The 17,569-nt window shown below is 55.4% G+C and carries 18 protein-coding genes; 7 read left to right on the top strand and 11 right to left on the bottom strand.

Annotation, left to right across the window (positions count from 1 at the left end; all coding sequences use genetic code 11):
* Positions 1-101 precede the first annotated feature (101 nt).
* Positions 102-455 carry a YiaA/YiaB family inner membrane protein gene (locus tag OGX81_RS13745; RefSeq protein WP_012135700.1) on the top strand — a complete coding sequence of 118 codons (354 nt, stop codon included), beginning with the start codon at positions 102-104 and terminating at the stop codon, positions 453-455.
* Positions 456-462: 7 nt separating this feature from the next.
* Here OGX81_RS13745 and OGX81_RS13740 read toward each other — a convergent pair whose 3' ends face one another.
* Positions 463-1,458: an acyltransferase gene (locus OGX81_RS13740; RefSeq protein ID WP_012135699.1), complete on the bottom strand. Its 996-nt coding sequence runs from the start codon at positions 1,456-1,458 to the stop codon at positions 463-465.
* A gap of 189 nt (positions 1,459-1,647) precedes the next feature.
* Between OGX81_RS13740 and OGX81_RS13735 the strand changes: the two genes are divergently transcribed.
* The 3 genes from OGX81_RS13735 to glyS all read left to right on the top strand — a co-directional run bounded on the left by OGX81_RS13735 (position 1,648) and on the right by glyS (position 5,036).
* Positions 1,648-1,950, top strand: coding sequence for a YsaB family lipoprotein (locus OGX81_RS13735; protein WP_104868043.1), 303 nt, complete (start codon positions 1,648-1,650; stop codon positions 1,948-1,950).
* Between the two features lie 95 nt (positions 1,951-2,045).
* Positions 2,046-2,957 (top strand): glycine--tRNA ligase subunit alpha, encoded by a 912-nt coding sequence (glyQ, locus tag OGX81_RS13730; protein ID WP_001168544.1) that lies wholly within the window; start codon positions 2,046-2,048, stop codon positions 2,955-2,957.
* 9 nt (positions 2,958-2,966) lie between these two features.
* Entirely contained in the window at positions 2,967-5,036 is a 2,070-nt protein-coding gene (gene glyS, locus OGX81_RS13725; RefSeq protein ID WP_047460355.1) for a glycine--tRNA ligase subunit beta, read from the top strand.
* Between the two features lie 114 nt (positions 5,037-5,150).
* On the opposite strand, the gene cspE is transcribed toward glyS, so the two are convergent.
* Both cspE and OGX81_RS13715 read right to left on the bottom strand, forming a co-directional pair.
* A complete protein-coding gene (gene cspE, locus OGX81_RS13720) occupies positions 5,151-5,363 on the bottom strand; it encodes a transcription antiterminator/RNA stability regulator CspE (protein WP_000014594.1) in 213 nt (70 codons plus the stop codon).
* A gap of 280 nt (positions 5,364-5,643) precedes the next feature.
* A complete protein-coding gene (locus tag OGX81_RS13715) occupies positions 5,644-5,934 on the bottom strand; it encodes an HTH-type transcriptional regulator (RefSeq protein WP_058668263.1) in 291 nt (96 codons plus the stop codon).
* Positions 5,935-6,290: 356 nt separating this feature from the next.
* Here OGX81_RS13715 and OGX81_RS13710 point away from each other — a divergent pair, with 356 nt between their 5' ends.
* Positions 6,291-7,001, top strand: a complete 711-nt coding sequence (locus tag OGX81_RS13710) for a DUF3053 domain-containing protein (protein WP_024131051.1) — start codon at positions 6,291-6,293, stop codon at positions 6,999-7,001.
* A gap of 93 nt (positions 7,002-7,094) precedes the next feature.
* Here OGX81_RS13710 and ghrB read toward each other — a convergent pair whose 3' ends face one another.
* From ghrB to OGX81_RS13680, 6 genes are all read right to left on the bottom strand, one after another.
* A complete protein-coding gene (ghrB, locus tag OGX81_RS13705; RefSeq protein ID WP_047460360.1) occupies positions 7,095-8,069 on the bottom strand; it encodes a glyoxylate/hydroxypyruvate reductase GhrB in 975 nt (324 codons plus the stop codon).
* 22 nt (positions 8,070-8,091) lie between these two features.
* Positions 8,092-9,372 carry an MFS transporter gene (locus OGX81_RS13700; RefSeq protein WP_104868044.1) on the bottom strand — a complete coding sequence of 427 codons (1,281 nt, stop codon included), beginning with the start codon at positions 9,370-9,372 and terminating at the stop codon, positions 8,092-8,094.
* A 68-nt stretch (positions 9,373-9,440) separates the two neighbouring features.
* On the bottom strand, positions 9,441-10,379 hold the full coding sequence (locus OGX81_RS13695; RefSeq protein ID WP_047460361.1) for a sugar kinase: 939 nt from the start codon (positions 10,377-10,379) through the stop codon (positions 9,441-9,443).
* Positions 10,380-10,382: 3 nt separating this feature from the next.
* A complete protein-coding gene (locus tag OGX81_RS13690; RefSeq protein WP_104868045.1) occupies positions 10,383-11,132 on the bottom strand; it encodes a sugar phosphate isomerase/epimerase family protein in 750 nt (249 codons plus the stop codon).
* Positions 11,133-11,232: 100 nt separating this feature from the next.
* Complete coding sequence (locus tag OGX81_RS13685) at positions 11,233-12,249, bottom strand: LacI family DNA-binding transcriptional regulator (protein WP_104868046.1); 1,017 nt, start codon at positions 12,247-12,249, stop codon at positions 11,233-11,235.
* Positions 12,250-12,397: 148 nt separating this feature from the next.
* A complete protein-coding gene (locus tag OGX81_RS13680; protein ID WP_286487577.1) occupies positions 12,398-13,060 on the bottom strand; it encodes an OmpA family lipoprotein in 663 nt (220 codons plus the stop codon).
* Between the two features lie 166 nt (positions 13,061-13,226).
* On the opposite strand from OGX81_RS13680, the gene OGX81_RS13675 reads away from it, so the two are divergent.
* Positions 13,227-15,560 carry a molybdopterin guanine dinucleotide-containing S/N-oxide reductase gene (locus tag OGX81_RS13675; protein WP_110493669.1) on the top strand — a complete coding sequence of 778 codons (2,334 nt, stop codon included), beginning with the start codon at positions 13,227-13,229 and terminating at the stop codon, positions 15,558-15,560.
* Here OGX81_RS13675 and OGX81_RS13670 read toward each other — a convergent pair.
* Both OGX81_RS13670 and tag read right to left on the bottom strand, forming a co-directional pair.
* Positions 15,538-15,969 (bottom strand): N-acetyltransferase, encoded by a 432-nt coding sequence (locus OGX81_RS13670; RefSeq protein WP_104868049.1) that lies wholly within the window; start codon positions 15,967-15,969, stop codon positions 15,538-15,540. The genes OGX81_RS13675 and OGX81_RS13670 overlap by 23 nt on opposite strands.
* Complete coding sequence (gene tag / locus OGX81_RS13665; protein ID WP_104868050.1) at positions 15,947-16,528, bottom strand: DNA-3-methyladenine glycosylase I; 582 nt, start codon at positions 16,526-16,528, stop codon at positions 15,947-15,949. Before tag ends, OGX81_RS13670 begins: the two co-directional genes overlap by 23 nt.
* A 158-nt stretch (positions 16,529-16,686) precedes the next feature.
* Here tag and OGX81_RS13660 point away from each other — a divergent pair, with 158 nt between their 5' ends.
* Positions 16,687-17,391 (top strand): autotransporter outer membrane beta-barrel domain-containing protein, encoded by a 705-nt coding sequence (locus OGX81_RS13660; RefSeq protein WP_104868051.1) that lies wholly within the window; start codon positions 16,687-16,689, stop codon positions 17,389-17,391.
* Positions 17,392-17,569: the final 178 nt, after the last annotated feature.

Here is a 17,569-nt window from a genome sequence, read left to right as displayed (position 1 = left end):
AATATGTGTGTTTTCTGATTTTCACGTTATTGTCCGGTTATCGTCTTTTCCATTCTTATTTCTTGTCTTAATGTGAATCGGCAAAGCATAAGGAGAGTGATATGGACGATAAGGTTGCGCGCAGGAAGCGTCTGGTCGGTTTAATCATGCTGGCGGGCGGTGCGCTGGTCTATCTGACAGGGCTGTGGCCTGCTTGCCACTCGTTGAGCGATAAGGGCTATTTTTTTGCGATAATGGTGATGAGTGGTTTTCCCCTGTTAATACGCCAGGAGCCGACGGGAAATGAGCGTCTGCTCACCCGGTGCAAATATCTGTTACTTCTCGCCGCAGGTATGCTTTTTGTCGGTCTATGGAATATTGATTTACCGGTCGCCGTCAAAGTGATGTGCCTTCTGGGGCTGGGCGTGAGTCTGTTGGGTACGGATATGTACGCCACGTATTCTGATGACGAATAAGGGCCGGTCAACTGACCAGCCTGCGCGTATCAGCCTTCTGTAGCAATATCGACAGCAGCAAACTTCCGGCCAGGGTGAGGGTAAAAATCCATACGATATCCAGCGGCGGCCAGCGTTTAAACTCCACGCCATTCGTCCGTAGCGCATGGATTATCAGCGCGTGAAACCCGTAAATACCGAGTGAGTGGCGGGAAATCAGCGCCAGCCCGGGAACCGTGCGCGTATTCAGGGTATTTTTGACCAGCGTGAGCAGCGACGCGGCGCAAATAAACACCATCGGGCCGCAATAGACGTACCAGGTATCGGCAAAATTTCCGCGCCAGTTGAGTTCATGTAACGTTCCGCGCGAAATAATCAATACCGCCGTAATGAAAAGCGCGGCGCTTATCCAGGTCAGCGAACGTTTTTGTGTCTCCATCATGCCAATCGCCCGGCCCAGCATGCCATAGAGGATGTAGTAAAACGTGTCGCCAGTGATATACAGGTTAACGGGGAGCCACTCAAATCCGCCGATTTTTTGCGACACGGTATTGGGGTTGGCGACAACGCCAATGACGATCATCAGCACCAGCAGCATTTTGCCGCTGATGTTTTTAACCTGTATTAACGGCGATACCAGGTAGATCACCGCGATCGCAAAGAAAAACCACAGGTGGTAGAACACCGGTTTTTGCAGCAGGTTTTTCAGCGATAGCTCTGCGTTAATCGACGTAAAAAGGGTGATATATACCAGCGCGACGGCGCTATAGAACAGCAGGCAAAGCGCAATGCGCAGGAAATGTCGCGGCTGGGCGCTACGTTCGCCAAAAAAGAGATAGCCCGAGATCATAAAAAACAGCGGTACGCTGACGCGTGAGGCGGAGTTCAGGACATTGGCAAAATCCCAGCTAAACGGATTGATGCTTTGCGCATTGGTGACGTACCAGGTGGTGGCGTGGATCATCACGACCATTAAACAGGCGATCCCTCGCAAATTATCAATCCAGTATATTTTGGGTTGCATCAGTTCCTCTGCTTCCGTTTTAAATAGGGTCTGACTTGTTTATTGGCGCGGTATCTCACTGGAATATTCTGAGTTTTTACGCTAAAGCTTGTGATGGCCCAGCGAGATTCGCAAAATGCGCCTGTCTTTTGGGCTAAACCCTAACCTTAATAATAATAAGAGCGACCGGCAAATAAGGCGGTAATAAAAATGATGATGAAGTCTGTTTTTCCGGCGCTGTTAACCCTCCTGCTGGTGGGATGCGCGACGACAGCGCAGCCGGTTCAGAAGGCGCAGAAGGTCAACGTGAACCCGGAACGCTCACTGGATATGGAAACATTGTGCAAAGCGCAGGCGGCGCGGCGTTATAACACCGGCACGCAGAAAATTGATGTGACCGGTTTTGAGCAATACCAGGGTAGCTATGAGATGCGCGGCAATACTTTCCGCAAAGAGAGTTTTGTTTGCTCTTTTGACGCAGAAGGGCAGTTTTTACATCTTTCCATGCGCTAAGTTCCCCCTTTTTCCCGTTTCGTACTGTATATCTTGCGGTCAGCGGGTATACTGATCCCTTCCTTTAAATCCACACGTATCCAGCACGAAATAATATGCAAAAGTTTGATACCAGGACCTTCCAGGGCTTGATCCTGACCTTACAGGATTACTGGGCTCGCCAGGGCTGCACCATTGTTCAACCATTGGACATGGAAGTCGGCGCGGGGACTTCTCACCCAATGACCTGTCTGCGCGCGCTGGGGCCAGAGCCGATGGCGGCTGCCTATGTGCAGCCTTCTCGTCGTCCGACCGATGGTCGCTATGGCGAAAACCCGAACCGTTTACAGCACTACTATCAGTTCCAGGTGGTGATTAAGCCATCGCCGGATAACATCCAGGAGCTGTATCTCGGTTCTCTGAAAGAGCTGGGGATGGACCCGACTATCCACGATATCCGTTTCGTGGAAGATAACTGGGAAAACCCGACGCTGGGCGCCTGGGGGCTGGGTTGGGAAGTGTGGCTGAACGGCATGGAAGTGACTCAGTTCACCTACTTCCAGCAGGTTGGCGGTCTGGAGTGTAAGCCGGTTACCGGTGAGATCACCTACGGCCTGGAACGTCTGGCTATGTACATTCAGGGCGTAGACAGCGTTTACGACCTGGTCTGGAGCGACGGCCCGCTGGGTAAAACCACCTATGGCGACGTGTTCCATCAGAATGAAGTGGAGCAATCCACCTACAACTTCGAATACGCCGATGTGGATTTCCTGTTCACCTGTTTCGAACAGTATGAGAAAGAAGCACAGCAACTGCTGGCGCTGGAAAACCCGCTGCCGCTGCCTGCTTACGAGCGTATTCTGAAAGCCGCCCATAGCTTTAACCTGCTGGATGCGCGTAAAGCCATCTCCGTTACCGAGCGTCAGCGCTACATCCTGCGCATTCGCACCCTGACCAAAGCAGTGGCAGAAGCTTACTACGCTTCCCGTGAAGCCCTTGGCTTCCCGATGTGCAACAAAGACAAATAAGAGGCGGCCATGTCTGAGAAAACTTTTCTGGTGGAAATCGGCACTGAAGAGCTGCCACCAAAAGCCCTGCGCAGCCTGGCGGAGTCCTTTGCTGCGAACGTTACTGCGGAGCTGGATAACGCTGGCCTCGCACACGGCAACGTAGAGTGGTTCGCCGCACCGCGCCGTCTGGCGCTGAAAGTGGCGAATCTTGCTGCTTCTCAACCCGATCGCGAAGTTGAAAAACGCGGCCCGGCGATTGCCCAGGCGTTTGACGCGGAAGGCAAACCGAGCAAAGCGGCAGAAGGTTGGGCGCGTGGTTGCGGTATCACCGTGGACCAGGCTGAACGTCTGACCACTGACAAAGGCGAATGGCTGCTGTATCGCGCGCATGTGAAAGGCGAAAGCGCAGAAGTGCTGCTGCCGAACATGATTGCCACCTCTCTGGCGAAACTGCCGATTCCGAAACTGATGCGCTGGGGCGCGTCTGACGTTCACTTCGTGCGTCCGGTACACACCGTAACGCTGCTGCTGGGCGACAAGCTCATTCCGGCAACGATTCTGGGTATCCAGTCCGATCGCGTCATTCGCGGCCATCGTTTTATGGGCGAGCCGGAAATCACCATCGACACTGCTGACCAGTATCCGCAAATCCTGCTGGAGCGCGGTAAAGTTGTTGCTGATTACGAAGCGCGTAAAGCGAAAATCAAAGCCGATGCAGAAGAAGCGGCGCGTCAGATTGGCGGTAACGCTGACCTGAGCGAGAGCCTGCTGGAAGAGGTCACTTCGCTGGTGGAATGGCCGGTGGTGCTGACGGCGAAATTCGAAGAGAAATTCCTCGCGGTGCCGTCTGAAGCGCTGGTTTACACCATGAAGGGCGACCAGAAATACTTCCCGGTTTACGCCGCAGACGGCAAACTGCTGCCGAACTTTATCTTCGTGGCGAACATCGAATCTAAAGATCCGCAGCAAATCATCTCCGGTAACGAGAAGGTGGTGCGTCCGCGTCTGGCAGATGCCGAGTTCTTCTTCAATACCGACCGTAAAAAACGTCTGGAAGATAACCTGCCGCGTCTGCAAACCGTGCTGTTCCAGCAACAGTTGGGTACGCTGCGCGACAAGACCGACCGTATTCAGGCGCTGGCGGGCTGGATTGCTGAACAAATTGGCGCGGATGTTAACCACGCGACCCGTGCGGGCCTGCTGTCGAAATGTGACCTGATGACCAACATGGTCTTTGAGTTCACCGACACGCAGGGCGTCATGGGGATGCACTACGCGCGCCATGACGGCGAAGCGGAAGATGTGGCTGTCGCGCTGAACGAGCAGTATCAGCCGCGCTTTGCCGGTGACGACCTGCCGTCTAACCCGGTTGCCTGCGCGCTGGCGATTGCCGACAAGATGGACACGCTGGCGGGGATCTTCGGTATCGGTCAGCATCCGAAAGGCGATAAAGACCCGTTCGCGCTGCGTCGTGCCGCGCTGGGCGTGTTGCGTATCATCGTTGAGAAGAACCTGAATCTGGATCTGCAAACGCTGACCGAAGAAGCGGCGCGTCTGTACGGCGACAAGCTGACCAACGCGAATGTGGTTGATGACGTTATCGACTTTATGCTCGGTCGTTTCCGCGCCTGGTATCAGGATGAAGGTTACACCGTGGACACCATTCAGGCGGTTCTGGCGCGTCGTCCGACCCGTCCGGCGGATTTCGATGCCCGTATGAAGGCCGTGTCGCACTTCCGCACGCTGGAAGAAGCCTCCGCGCTGGCGGCGGCGAACAAACGTGTGTCCAACATTCTGGCGAAGTCCGACGAAGTGCTGAACGATCGTGTCAATGCGGCAACGTTGAAGGAACCAGAGGAAATTGCTTTGGCTCTGCAAGTTGTGGTTCTGCGTGACAAACTTGAACCCGTGTTTGCTGAAGGTCGTTACCAGGAAGCGCTAGTCGAACTGGCTGAGCTGCGTGAACCGGTCGATACGTTCTTTGAAAAAGTGATGGTGATGGTTGATGACAAAGATCTGCGCATCAACCGCCTCTCTATGCTGGCGAAACTGCGCGAGCTGTTCCTGCAAGTAGCGGATATTTCCCTGTTGCAGTAAGTTCGTCGCAATAAAAAAAACCTGCCATCTGGCAGGTTTTTTTATGGGGAAAAAGGTAAAAAAAATCCCCGCCGATTGGCAGGGATCTTCAATTCTGAGCTTATAAAGCTAAGATTACAGGCTGGTTACGTTACCAGCTGCCGGGCCTTTAGCGCCGCTTTCGATGGTGAAGGAAACTTTCTGACCTTCATCCAGGGATTTGTAACCGTCGTTCTGGATAGCAGAGAAGTGTACGAACACGTCTTTGGAGCCATCGTCAGGAGTGATGAAGCCGAAGCCTTTATCAGCGTTGAACCATTTTACGATACCAGTCATTTTACCGGACATAGTGTATTACCTTTTAAAAAATAAGTGTGCCTTTCGGCGATATGGCGTGCTTTACAGATTTTTTAAGCGTTAAGGAAATGCGCACTACGAGGGGTATCAACGGATAACTCTTGAAGGGGACTGCCTTACTAAACTGCTTTAATGGTCTGTACGTCAAACCGTTGGACGCATTAACTCATGTAACGCCTGTGGATGCAACTTTTATTTTACTTCTTTCGGGTAAGTCTGTCGGGAAACGGCCCCTTAACAGGACCGTTAAACGAAAAAATCAGGCAATAATCTATTTCATCAACTGCTTACTTAAACCTGGGTTGGCCTGGATCAGGCGCATCAGATTTAACTCGGTACTCGACGGTTTTACCCGTCTGGATTCCCATTCCTGCACCATGGCAACGGTTACGCCCATCGCCCGGGCAAAATCATCTGTTTTTAGCCCGGTTCCTCTTCGTAACTGTTCAAACTCTGTAAAAGGGTTGGGCTTGTTTGTCAGGATAATCGTCTGCGATACATCTTTAAAAACAATTTGTTCCAGACTGCTCAGCAGTTCAAACATAGGATCTTTGTATTCCATTGAGAACTCCTATAAATCACACAGCGGGATCGTGAATTTCATCGAAGCTCATTAAGAATAGTCGGGAAACGTGAAGCCGGTTGGAAGCGGCAAAGAAGTGGATTCGTTTCAGCGCATTCCGGTCAGGATCGCGCGTTGGCTAAGGATCTGAAAAAGGCCGACATATCGGATCGACGGCGCGCAATTGTAAAGATAACAAAAATTTTATCACGTAAAAAAGCTGGCCATTTCTTCGTATAATATTCCACGGCAAGATTACGCAGAAAGGGTATCTTGCAAGGCTGTCCTGGACTATCCTTGTCAGCGTCAGGCACGCGGCATCGTTGTGCGCATTTTTGGGTGAAAGGAGTATTAAAATGGCGACAGGTAAGTCCTGCTCTCGCTGGTTTGCGCCTGTTATGGCGTTATTAATGGTAGTTAGCCTGAGCGGGTGTTTTGATAAAGAAGGTGATCAGCGTAAAGCGTTTATTGATTTCCTGCAGAATACTGCGATGCGTAGCGGGGAGCGTCTGCCGACGTTGACCGCCGATCAGAAAAAACAATTTGGTCCGTTCGTGTCTGATTATGCGATTCTGTATGGCTATTCGCAGCAGGTGAATCAGGCGATGGATTCCGGTCTGCGTCCGGTTGTGGATAGCGTCAATGCAATCCGCGTTCCTCAGGACTATGTCACTCAGCGCGAGCCGCTGCGTCAGGCAAATGGTTCTCTGGGCGTGCTGGGCCAGCAGTTGCAGAATGCGAAATTGCAGGCAGATGCCGCGCACAGCGCGCTGAAACAGTCCGACGACCTGAAACCGGTCTTTGATCAGGTTTACAGTAAAGTGGTGACGGCGCCTTCGGAGGCGTTACAGCCGCTGATTCCGGCTGCGCAAATTTTCACGCAGCAACTGGTGCAGGTCGGCGACTTTGTGGCGCAGCAGGATACGCAGGTGAGCTTTGTCGCGAACGGCATTCAGTTCCCAACGTCACAGCAGGCCAGCCAGTACAACACGCTGATTGGGCCGCTGGCGTCTCAGCACCAGGCATTTAATCAGGCCTGGACCACTGCGGTAAACGCGATCCAGTAACGCTGTTTATGCCCGATGGCGCTGGCGTCGATCGGGCATACGGTTAAGCAACGTTGTAGGCCGGGCAGGGCAACGCCGCCGCCCGGCCATTTATTATCCTGCGACCTGCGGGTTCACGCAGTTCTTCTCCACCTTGCCTTGTAACGCATCAATTAAGTTATCCACCGCGCAGGCGGCCATGTTGTAGCGCGTCTCATGGGTGGCGGAGCCGATGTGCGGCAGCGCCACAACGTTCGGCAGCGACAGCAGCGGCGAATCGACCGGCAGCGGTTCTTGTTCAAACACATCCAGACCCGCTGCATGAATTTCACCGCTTTGCAGGGCGGCAATCAGCGCGTTTTCATCCACGACCGGGCCGCGACCTGCGTTAATGAAAATGGCGGAGGACTTCATTTTGGCAAACTGCGCCGCGCCAAACAGGTGATGCGTCTCTTCCGTCAGCGGCAGGATCAGGCAGACAAAATCCGCCGTCTGCAACAGGGTGTCCAGATCGCAGTACCGGGCGTTGAAGCGTTCTTCCGCCTCAGGATGATGGCGGCGGGCGTTGTAGAGAATCGGCATGTTAAAGCCGAAGTGAGCGCGTTGCGCCAGCGCAAGACCAATGCGCCCCATCCCGACAATCCCCAGCGTTTTGTGGTGTACATCAGTGCCAAACCAGTCTGGCCCGATGCTTTTTGTCCATTCCCCCACTTTGACGCGTTCGGCCACTTCCACCACGCGGCGGGCGGTGCTCAGCACCAGCGCCATTACCGTATCCGCAACGGTTTCCGTCAGCACGGTCGGCGTGTGCATCAGCAATACGCTGCGCGCATTGAGGGCAGCCACATCAAAATTGTCATAACCCACGGAGACGGTCGATGCCGCGCGTAGTTTCGGCATCTTCTCCAGCAGTGCGCTATTGACGGTTTCGCTGGAGCCCAACAAACCTTCCGCGCTGGCGAAAGCCTGGGCGTGTTGTTCTACCGTTTCCGGGCGAAGATTTGGCACCTGCGTGACGGTGAAATGCTCTTCCAGGCGATGCAGTAAATCGTCAGGTAACGCTTTGTAGAGAATAATGGACGGCTTCATGCGGATCTCCGTGAGTTAAGGTTTAAGCGTGGCGTGCGCCAATCGGTAATTGCTGATTGTTAGCAGGCTTAACAATTAAAGTTAGCCATACTGAGGCGAAAAGCGCCACCCCCATAAAAATGTACGAGGCGGCCGGGCTGCCGGTTGCGCCGTTGAGATAGCCGACGAACCATGAACCAAAGAAAGAGCCCAGCGCGCCCATACTGTTGATCAGCGCCATTGCGCCGCCCGCGACGTTACGCGGCAGCATTTCAGGAATAATGGCGAAGAACGGGCCATAAGGGGCATACATCGCCGCACCGGCGATAACCAGCAGGGAATAAGAAAGCCAGAAGTTGTTCGCGCCAACGGCCCATGAACCGATAAAGGCAAAGGCGGCAATCAACAGCAGCGGCCAGACGAACAGTTTACGGTTTTGCAGTTTATCGGATGCCCAGGAGACAACGATCATCGCGATCGTCGCCGCCAGGTACGGCACTGAAGAGAGCCAGCCGACTTCCACCATGCCCATATTCGCGCTGCCGCTGCGGATGATGGACGGCAGCCACAGAACAAACCCGTACACCCCGATACTCCAGGTGAAATACTGCATGCACAGCAGGATGACGTTGCGTGAGCGGAATGCCTCGCTGTAATTGCGTACCGCTTTGATGCCCTGCTGCTCTTTTTCCAGCTGCGCCTGAAGCGCGGCTTTTTCTGACTCCGTCAGCCATCCAGCTTGTGACGGTTTGTCTTTCACCAGCACCCACCAGAAGAACGCCCAGATGATGGCGGGGAAACCTTCAATAATGAACATTTCACGCCAGCCGAGCGCCTGAATCAGGTAGCCTGAAACTACGGACATCCACAGCACCGTCACCGGGTTGCCGAGAATCAGGAACGTATTGGCGCGCGAACGCTCTGACTTTGTGAACCAGTTGCTGATGTAAATCAGCATGGCGGGCATAACGGCCGCTTCCACGACGCCGAGAATAAAGCGGATGGCGGCAAGCATTGGGATATTACTCACCATCCCGGTCAGCGATGCGCATGCCCCCCATAAAATCAGGCAGATAAAAATTAGTTTACGTACGCTGCGACGCTCGGCGTACACCGCGCCTGGGATCTGGAAGAAGAAATAGCCGAGGAAGAACAGGGCGCCCAGCAGGGAGGAGATCCCTTTCGTGATGCCGAGGTCTTCGTTAATTCCCGCTGCGGAAGCGAAGCTGAAGTTTGCGCGATCCAGGTACGCCAGGCTGTACGTGATGAACACGATAGGCATGATGTACCACCAGCGTTTTGCTGCATTTGTTGAGCTTGTCATAGGCCTGCCTCTGTCACTATGCCGCCGCTGTATGTAGGGTACAGGGGGCTGTTATCATTGCGTGAAGTTTATTCGCCTAACGCTTCACGAGTGGGTAATCCTTCGCTGTCGCCCTGAACCTGAATCGCCAGCGCGCCAATTTTATTGCCTCGCGTCACTGCCTGATGCAGCGTGCGGCCTTCCAGCAGGGCGCTGATCACGCCCACGGCAAAGCCATCGCCCGCACCAACCGTATCGACCACGTTGTCCACTTTTACCGGTGTGACGCAGCCTTGCTCGCCCTCAGCGGTTTTGTACCAGGCGCCATCCGCGCCGGTTTTCAGCACCACCGCTTTCACGCCGTGGCGCAGATAAAAATCGGCAATGCCCTCAGGCGTTTGCTGTCCGGTTAATATCATTCCCTCTTTCAGACCGGGCAGCACCCAGTCAGCCTGGAAGGCGAGGCGGTTAAGTTTTTCCACCATTTCGTCTTCGCTTTTCCACAGCACCGGGCGCAGATTCGGATCGAATGAAATCGTTTTGCCCTGTGCTTTCATGGTTCGGGCGGTATGCGCCAGCAGTTCATAAGAGCTGGCGGAAAGCGCCGCCGCAACGCCGCTTAAGTGCAGATGACGCGCGCCGGAGAAGTACGCATCGTGGTAATCGTCCACGGAAAGGTGGCTTGCAGCAGAACCTTTACGGAAATATTCCACAATGGGATCGGTTCCATTTTCGACTTTAGATTTAAGCTGAAAGCCGGTGGCGTAACGTCCGTCCAGCGTGACGCCCTGCGCATCAATCCCTTCTTTTTCAAGCGACTTAAGGACAAAACGGCCAAAGCTGTCATCACCGACGCGGCTTACCCAGCCGACGTTTAACCCCAGGCGCGCCAGGCCGGTCGCTACGTTAAGTTCGGCCCCGGCGACGCGTTTGATAAACGCGTCTACGTCCGCGAGATCGCCCGTTTGCGTGGCGACGAACATCGCCATTGCTTCACCAATCGTGATGACATCCAGAGAATTTTTCATGCGTTACTCCTCACGTAACAAATCGACGTAGCGACGAGTCACCGCCGTCAAATCTTGCCCTTCCAGTGGGAACTCAATACCGCGCGGTACATCAACAGGCAGCGCGTTCAGCAGCGCCAGCCAGCGGGGATCGGCGTCATCCGGCGCAACGGCGCGGAAACTGTCGTGATGGGGCGTGGCGGCTTTAACGTGGATATAGCCGACGGCGGGCGCCAGGTAGCGTGCGGCGTCTTCCGGCGAGTCGCCTACCCACAGCCAGTTCCCCATATCAAACGTCAGTCTGATGGGCAGGTTCTGTACCTGACAGGCGGCATTGAAGCGTTGCATCGGGCGCAATTTCCCACAGGCGGTTTGATCATTTTCCACCACCAGCGCCATGCCGCTGCTCTCCAGCCAGTCACGCAGGGTGTCGAGCTGATCCTGGCGTTCAAAATGACCCAGCGACACTTTCAGCCACCGCGCTTGCAGCGTGCGGGCTTCCTGTAACAGGTCGGGAAGGTGGGGGTTGAGGCTGCCATCCTCCAGGAACAGCGGTTCCGGCGCGGAATAGCAGGCCAGCAGGCCGAAAATGTCAATGGCGGCCGCCAGCAGCGGGAGCGCGTTAAGCTCGGCGTCAGTGAACATTTCACGGCGAATCTCGACGCCATCCGCCCCCGCTCCGGCAATGATGGGCAGCATCGCGGTTTGCCCGCCTGCGGCACGCACCTGGTCGTAGCCATAGGCGGCGGTGACCACCATAATTTTTCTTTGCATGGGAACTCCAAATCTATCGCTCTTGCTATTACGCTAGATGGAACCGGTTCCAAAGAAAAGTGCAGTGTGTCGAAATTATGATCACCATCACGAAGGAAAATTAGCGGGCGGTGGAGCCGCGAACGATCAGCTCGCCGGAGAAAACCTGCTCGTGAATCGCGTCGCTGCCCCCTTCAATGCGGCGTACAACCTGCTCGACAGCGGCAAAACCAATTTGCCAGGTCGGCTGTTTCAGCGTGGTGATGCCGACGCCTGCCAGCTCTGCCCATTCCAGTTCGTCAAAACCGAGCAGGCCGATGTCGCTGCCCCAGTTAAGACCAATGCGTTTGAGCGAACGGGCGACCTGCAATGTGAGCGCGCCGTTAGCGGAGATCACGGCTTTGCGCATCCCCCGGTGCTGCTGGTGAAACTGGCGCAGGGTGTTATCCAGTTGCGTATTTTCCGCCAGCGGCACCTCGGCGTTTTCCGCCACCACGCCAGGGTAACGCGCCAGCGTCGCACGAAATGCGTTCAGGCGCTCGCGGCGGGTATTGACCATACCGAGCGGTTCGCTGAGAAACAGGATCGCCTCGAACCCTTGCTCAATGAGATGTTCGGTGGCGGTTGTTGCCGCCTGGGTGTTATCCAGACCGACGACATCGCAGGCGAAATCAGGGATTTTACGGTCAATCAGAACCATCGGCAGCGCCGACTGTTGCAGGCGGTTCAGCCCCTCCTCGCGCATCCCGACGGCGTTCACCACGATGCCTTCCACCTGGTAGCTGCGCAGCAGATCCAGATAGTGCAGTTCCTGATCCACCTCATTGTTGGTGTTACAGACCAGAGGAGTGAACCCTTTCTCGCGGCAGGCGGCTTCAATGCCGCTCAACACGTTAACGGAATAGGGGTTGGTAATATCGGCGATGATCAGGCCAATCAGGCGGGTACGACCGCGTTTCAGGCCTCTGGCCATCAGGCTTGGGTGATAGTCGAGTTCGGCAATGGCTTTTTCAATGCGCGCCAGCAGGGCATCGGACAGCAAATGCTTCTCACCGTTGAGATAACGTGAAATGCTGGTTTTTCCGGTTTTAGCGGCTTTCGCCACATCGCTGATGGTTGCCCGTGTTGATTTGCTCATCGCTGATTTCCCTGAATTTGGTGACAACACCTTAACGCGAAAATCAACGATGGCAAGCGCTTCATGCCGGATAAGAATGTAGGCCGGATAAGGCGAAGCCGCCATCCGGCGATGTGCCCGGTGGCGCTGTCGCTACCCGGCACAACGATTACTGCAACGGACTTAAGGTGATTTCCACGCGGCGGTTTTGCGCTTTACCTTCGGCGGTGCCGTTGCTGGCGATCGGGTTCGCCGGGCCCATGCCGCTGGTGCGGATGCGGTTGGCGGCAACGCCCTGGGTGATCAGCGCGCTGGCCACGGAGTCCGCGCGCTGCTGCGACAGACGCATGTTCAGATCCTGCCCGCCGGTACTGTCGGTGTAGCCCACTACGTTAACGGCGGTTTTGTTGTACTCTTTCAGCACCATCGCCACGCCGGTCAGCATGTTGGCGCCCGCCGGTTTCAGGGTTGCGCTGCTGCTGTCGAAGGTGACGTTATTCGGCATATTCAGGATGATGTTATCGCCACTTCGCGTCACGCTCACGCCTGTTCCCTGCATTTTGTCACGCAGTTTCGCTTCCTGTACGTCCATGTAATAGCCAACGCCGCCGCCCAGCGCCGCGCCTGCCGCTGCGCCAATCAGCGCACCTTTGCCGCGATCTTTCTTGGAGGAGGAGAGTGCGCCGACGCCTGCGCCGACCAGGGAACCAATGCCCGCGCCAATGCCGGATTTACCCGCTTCGCGCTCGCCGGTGTAAGGGTTTGTTGTGCAGCCAGATACTGCCAGGGCGCCGCTCACGATAGCAGCAATGACCAAAACACGTTTTTTCATCTTAGTTCCTTAATGACTTTTTTATTTTTTCGCCACAGCGACGGTGGCGGTTGATTATGACGTGCGAACATGAAGAAAATTCCAGGGAAGACTCTTAAATTTGTAAGTAACATTGAGCGGCATAATAAATAAGCCGTCACACCTGCATCGCATTCAGGAGCGCATTTTGATCAACGCACCATCGCACTATTCGGTATTAACCGCCGCCCATTGGGGACCTGTCCGGGTCGACACTGACGGCGAGACGGTTCTCGCGTCTCGCGGGGCGCTGCCCACTTCGCATCTCAATTCCCTGCAAACCGTCGTGCGCGACCAGGTTCACAGCCCTACCCGGGTGCGTTTCCCGATGGTGCGTAAAGGATTTCTCGCCTCGCCAGAGAAGCCACAGGGCGTGCGCGGTCAGGATGAATTTGTGCGGGTGAGTTGGGATGAGGCGTTGGATCTGATCCATACCCAGCACAAACGTATTCGTGAAACATATGGGCCGTCCTCGATTTTTGCCGGTTCTTATGGCTGGCGCTCGAATGGCGTGCTGCATAAAGCTTCCACCCTGTTGCAGCGTTATATGGCGCTGGCGGGCGGGTATACCGGGCATCTGGGGGATTACTCCACGGGGGCGGCGCAGGCCATCATGCCGTATGTGGTGGGCGGAAACGAAGTCTACCAGCAGCAGACCAGCTGGCCGGTTGTGCTGGAGCACAGTGACGTGGTGGTGCTATGGAGCGCCAACCCGTTGAATACGCTAAAAATTGCCTGGAATGCGTCGGATGAGCAGGGCATTGCTTACTTTGCCGCGCTGCGCAACAGCGGGAAACGGCTGATCTGCATCGATCCAATGCGATCGGAAAGCGCGGCGTTCTTTGGCGATAAGATGGAGTGGATCGCCCCGCATATGGGGACTGACGTGGCGCTGATGCTGGGGATTGCGCATACGCTGGTAAAAAACGGCTGGCATGATGACGCGTTTCTGGCGCGCTGCACGACCGGTTACGAGACATTCGCCGACTATCTGCTGGGCGTGAGCGACGGCGTGGCGAAAACGGCGGAATGGGCCGCAGATATTTGCGGCGTATCCGCCGCTAAAATTCACGAACTGGCGGAACTCTTCCATAAAAACACCACTATGTTGATGTCTGGCTGGGGGATGCAGCGTCAGCAGTTCGGCGAGCAAAAACACTGGATGCTGGTAACGCTTGCCGCCATGTTAGGGCAAATTGGCACGCCCGGCGGCGGTTTTGGCCTCTCGTACCATTTCGCCAACGGGGGAAACCCGACGCGCCGCGCCGCCGTACTGGCTTCAATGCAGGGCAGTCTGCCAGGCGGCACCGATGCGGTAGACAAAATTCCGGTGGCGCGCATTGTCGAGGCGCTGGAGAATCCCGGCGCGCCCTATCAGCACAACGGTATGAACCGCCATTTCCCGGATATCCGCTTCGTCTGGTGGGCCGGTGGCGCGAACTTTACGCATCATCAGGATACCAACCGTCTGATTCGCGCCTGGCAAAAGCCGGAACTGGTGGTGATCTCCGAATGTTTCTGGACCGCTGCGGCGAAACATGCCGATATCGTGTTACCTGCCACGACCTCTTATGAACGTAACGATTTAACTATGACCGGCGACTACAGCAACCAGCATCTGGTGCCGATGAAGCAGGTTGTGCCGCCGCGTGATGAGGCCCGTAATGACTTTGACGTGTTTGCCGAACTGAGCGAGCGCTGGGAAACGGGCGGTCATGCGCGCTTTACCGAAGGGAAAAGCGAGCTTGAGTGGCTGGAAACCTTCTACAACATCGCCGGGCAACGCGGCGCCAGCCAGCAGGTGACGCTGCCGCCGTTTGCACAGTTCTGGGAAGCCAACGATCTGATTGAAATGCCGGAGAATGCGGCCAACGCGCAGTTTATCCGCTTTGCGGATTTCCGCCGCGACCCCGACGCGCATCCACTGAAAACGGACAGCGGCAAGATAGAGATCTATTCCCGGCGAATTGCGGACTACGGCTATGCGGACTGCCCAGGACACCCAATGTGGCTGGAGCCGGACGAATGGCACGGCAATGCCGAACCCGGTCAGCTACAGGTGCTGTCCGCCCATCCGGCGCATCGTCTGCACAGCCAGCTTAACTACAGCCAGCTTCGTGAACAGTATGCGGTGGCGGGGCGCGAACCGGTTACTCTGCATCCGCAGGATGCGCAGACGCGGGGCATTGCCGACGGCGACACGGTGCGGGTCTGGAATCACCGAGGACAAATTCTGGCGGGCGCGGTGGTGACGGAGGGCATTAGACCCGGCGTTATCTGCATTCATGAAGGGGCATGGCCGGATTTAGAGGTGTCGGCTGGCGGCATCTGTAAAAATGGCGCGGTAAACGTGTTGACCAAAGATCTCCCCAGTTCGCGACTGGGGAACGGCTGTGCGGGCAACACCGCGCTGGCGTGGATTGAAAAGTATACCGGCCCCTCGCTGACGCTTACGGCGTTTAATCCGCCTGCCAGCCCATAATCCATGTCGGATGCTGTGTATCTTCCTGCCATGCGCTGTCTTCGATACGAAAACCCAGCGCATGGTAGAAATTCACCGCCGACTGATTTTTCTGGTAAACCTCCAGGCTGAGCGCGGTAAAGCGCTGCTGAACATGCTGCACCAGCGCCTTGCCAATCCCGCGGCGGATCGCGTCCGGCGTGACAAACAGCGCGCCCAAAAAGCGCGCTTCCATCACGCTGGCAAAGCCTTTCAGTGAACCTGCTTCTTCCCACACCCAGGTCTGCGCGGCGGGCAGGTACACGTCACGCACTATCGCTTCGCTTTCGCGCCAGTAGCGCGTTTCGATAAACGGGTGGGCATAGATCGTGCTTTCCATCCAGAGCGTCAAAATTGACGCCATATCGTCAGTCCGGGATTCGCGAATCATGCTGACCTCCAGGATGGTAGAAACAGCCCGTGATATGGTCGTTGACCAGCCCGCACGCCTGCATAAAGGAGTAGCAAATGGTGGTGCCGACGAACTTGAAGCCGCGTTTTTTCAGCGCTTTTGCCAGCGCATCCGACGCGGGGGTTGAGGTGGGGATCTCGCTCAGGCTGGCGGCGCGCGTTACCTGCGGCTGGTTTTCGACAAAAGACCAGACGAATTCAGCAAACGGTTCGCCATTTTGCTCCATCGCGAGATACGCCCTGGCATTGCCGATGATGGCCTGAATTTTCCCCCGATGGCGAATAATGCCCGCATCCTGCAACAGACGCTCAACGTCGTCTTCCTGCATCGCCGCGACGCGGACGGGATCAAAGTGGTGGAAGTTTGCGCGATAGTTTTCCCGTTTCTTCAGCACGGTGATCCAGGAAAGCCCCGCCTGCTGGCCTTCAAGGCAGATCATCTCGAACAGCTTTTTGCCGTCGGTTTCGGGAATGCCCCACTCCTTGTCGTGATAGGCGATGTATAGTGGGTCCTGACTGACCCATCCGCAACGCTGCATACTCTTCCTCGCTGTTTTGACTACCGCAAAAATTTCATTCGGCCCGCCTTGACGCGCCAGCTAAAAAGACAATATTTAATACAGGGCTAATAAGCCCTGGAACCGCCAAACAATGACAATAATATCGCCGAATTCGGCTCTTCTCTGGAGTCGCGTTGATGATTATAAAAAAATGCAGTGGTCGCCAGGTGTGGTGCTGCCTGGCGAGCGTTATCGTCTGTGCAATTTTCACTAACACAGCATATGCCTGGCAACAAGAATATATCGCTGATGCCGTATCGGGTCATACGACAGAACGCTATACATGGGACAGCGATCACCAACCAAGTTACAACGATATTCTGGCGGAGCGGATTCGGTCCAGCCAGAATGCGCCTGGCCCTGTGCTGAGCCTGGCCGATCAAACGCCACTGGACGCGACCAGCGGCATGAGCATGGGCTGGAATTTTCCGCTTGCCGGGCGCGTGACGACCGGGCCGGTCGCCAGCCTGCATTACGACGGCTCAACCACCTCGATGTTTAATGAATTTGGCGACAGCGTGACGGCGCAGACGCTGACCGACCCTCTGTGGCATGCCAGCGTCAGTACGTTGGGCTGGCGGGTGAATTCGCAGTTTGGCGATATCCGTCCCTGGGCGCAAATCAGCTATAACCAGCAATACGGCGAGAACATCTGGAAAGCGCAGTCGGGGCTGAGTCGAATGACGGCAGCGGATCAGAATGGCAACTGGCTGGATGTGACGGTGGGGGCGGATATGCTACTGAACCCGCATATCGCGGCGTATGCGGCGCTCTCTCAGGCAGATAACAGCGCAAGTAATAGCGACTATCTGTACACCCTGGGCGTTAGCGCCAGATTTTAACGAGAATACGCACGTAATAAAAACAAGTTTTTTACAATTAAGTCTCTTTCATAACAAGACGTACAGCGATAGTAGGTACTAACTGACCTTAAAAAAATCACGCCGCGCAGTCTTTGTCTCGTCATTCATTCCGCAATCCAGGCATTTCATTCCGTTCTGATGGCATTTCATGCCGTTT

The sequence above is a fragment of the Citrobacter sp. CK206 genome (assembly GCF_030333125.1).
Lineage (GTDB): Bacteria > Pseudomonadota > Gammaproteobacteria > Enterobacterales > Enterobacteriaceae > Citrobacter_B > Citrobacter_B koseri.
This window is presented reverse-complemented; position numbering and strand designations above follow the sequence as displayed.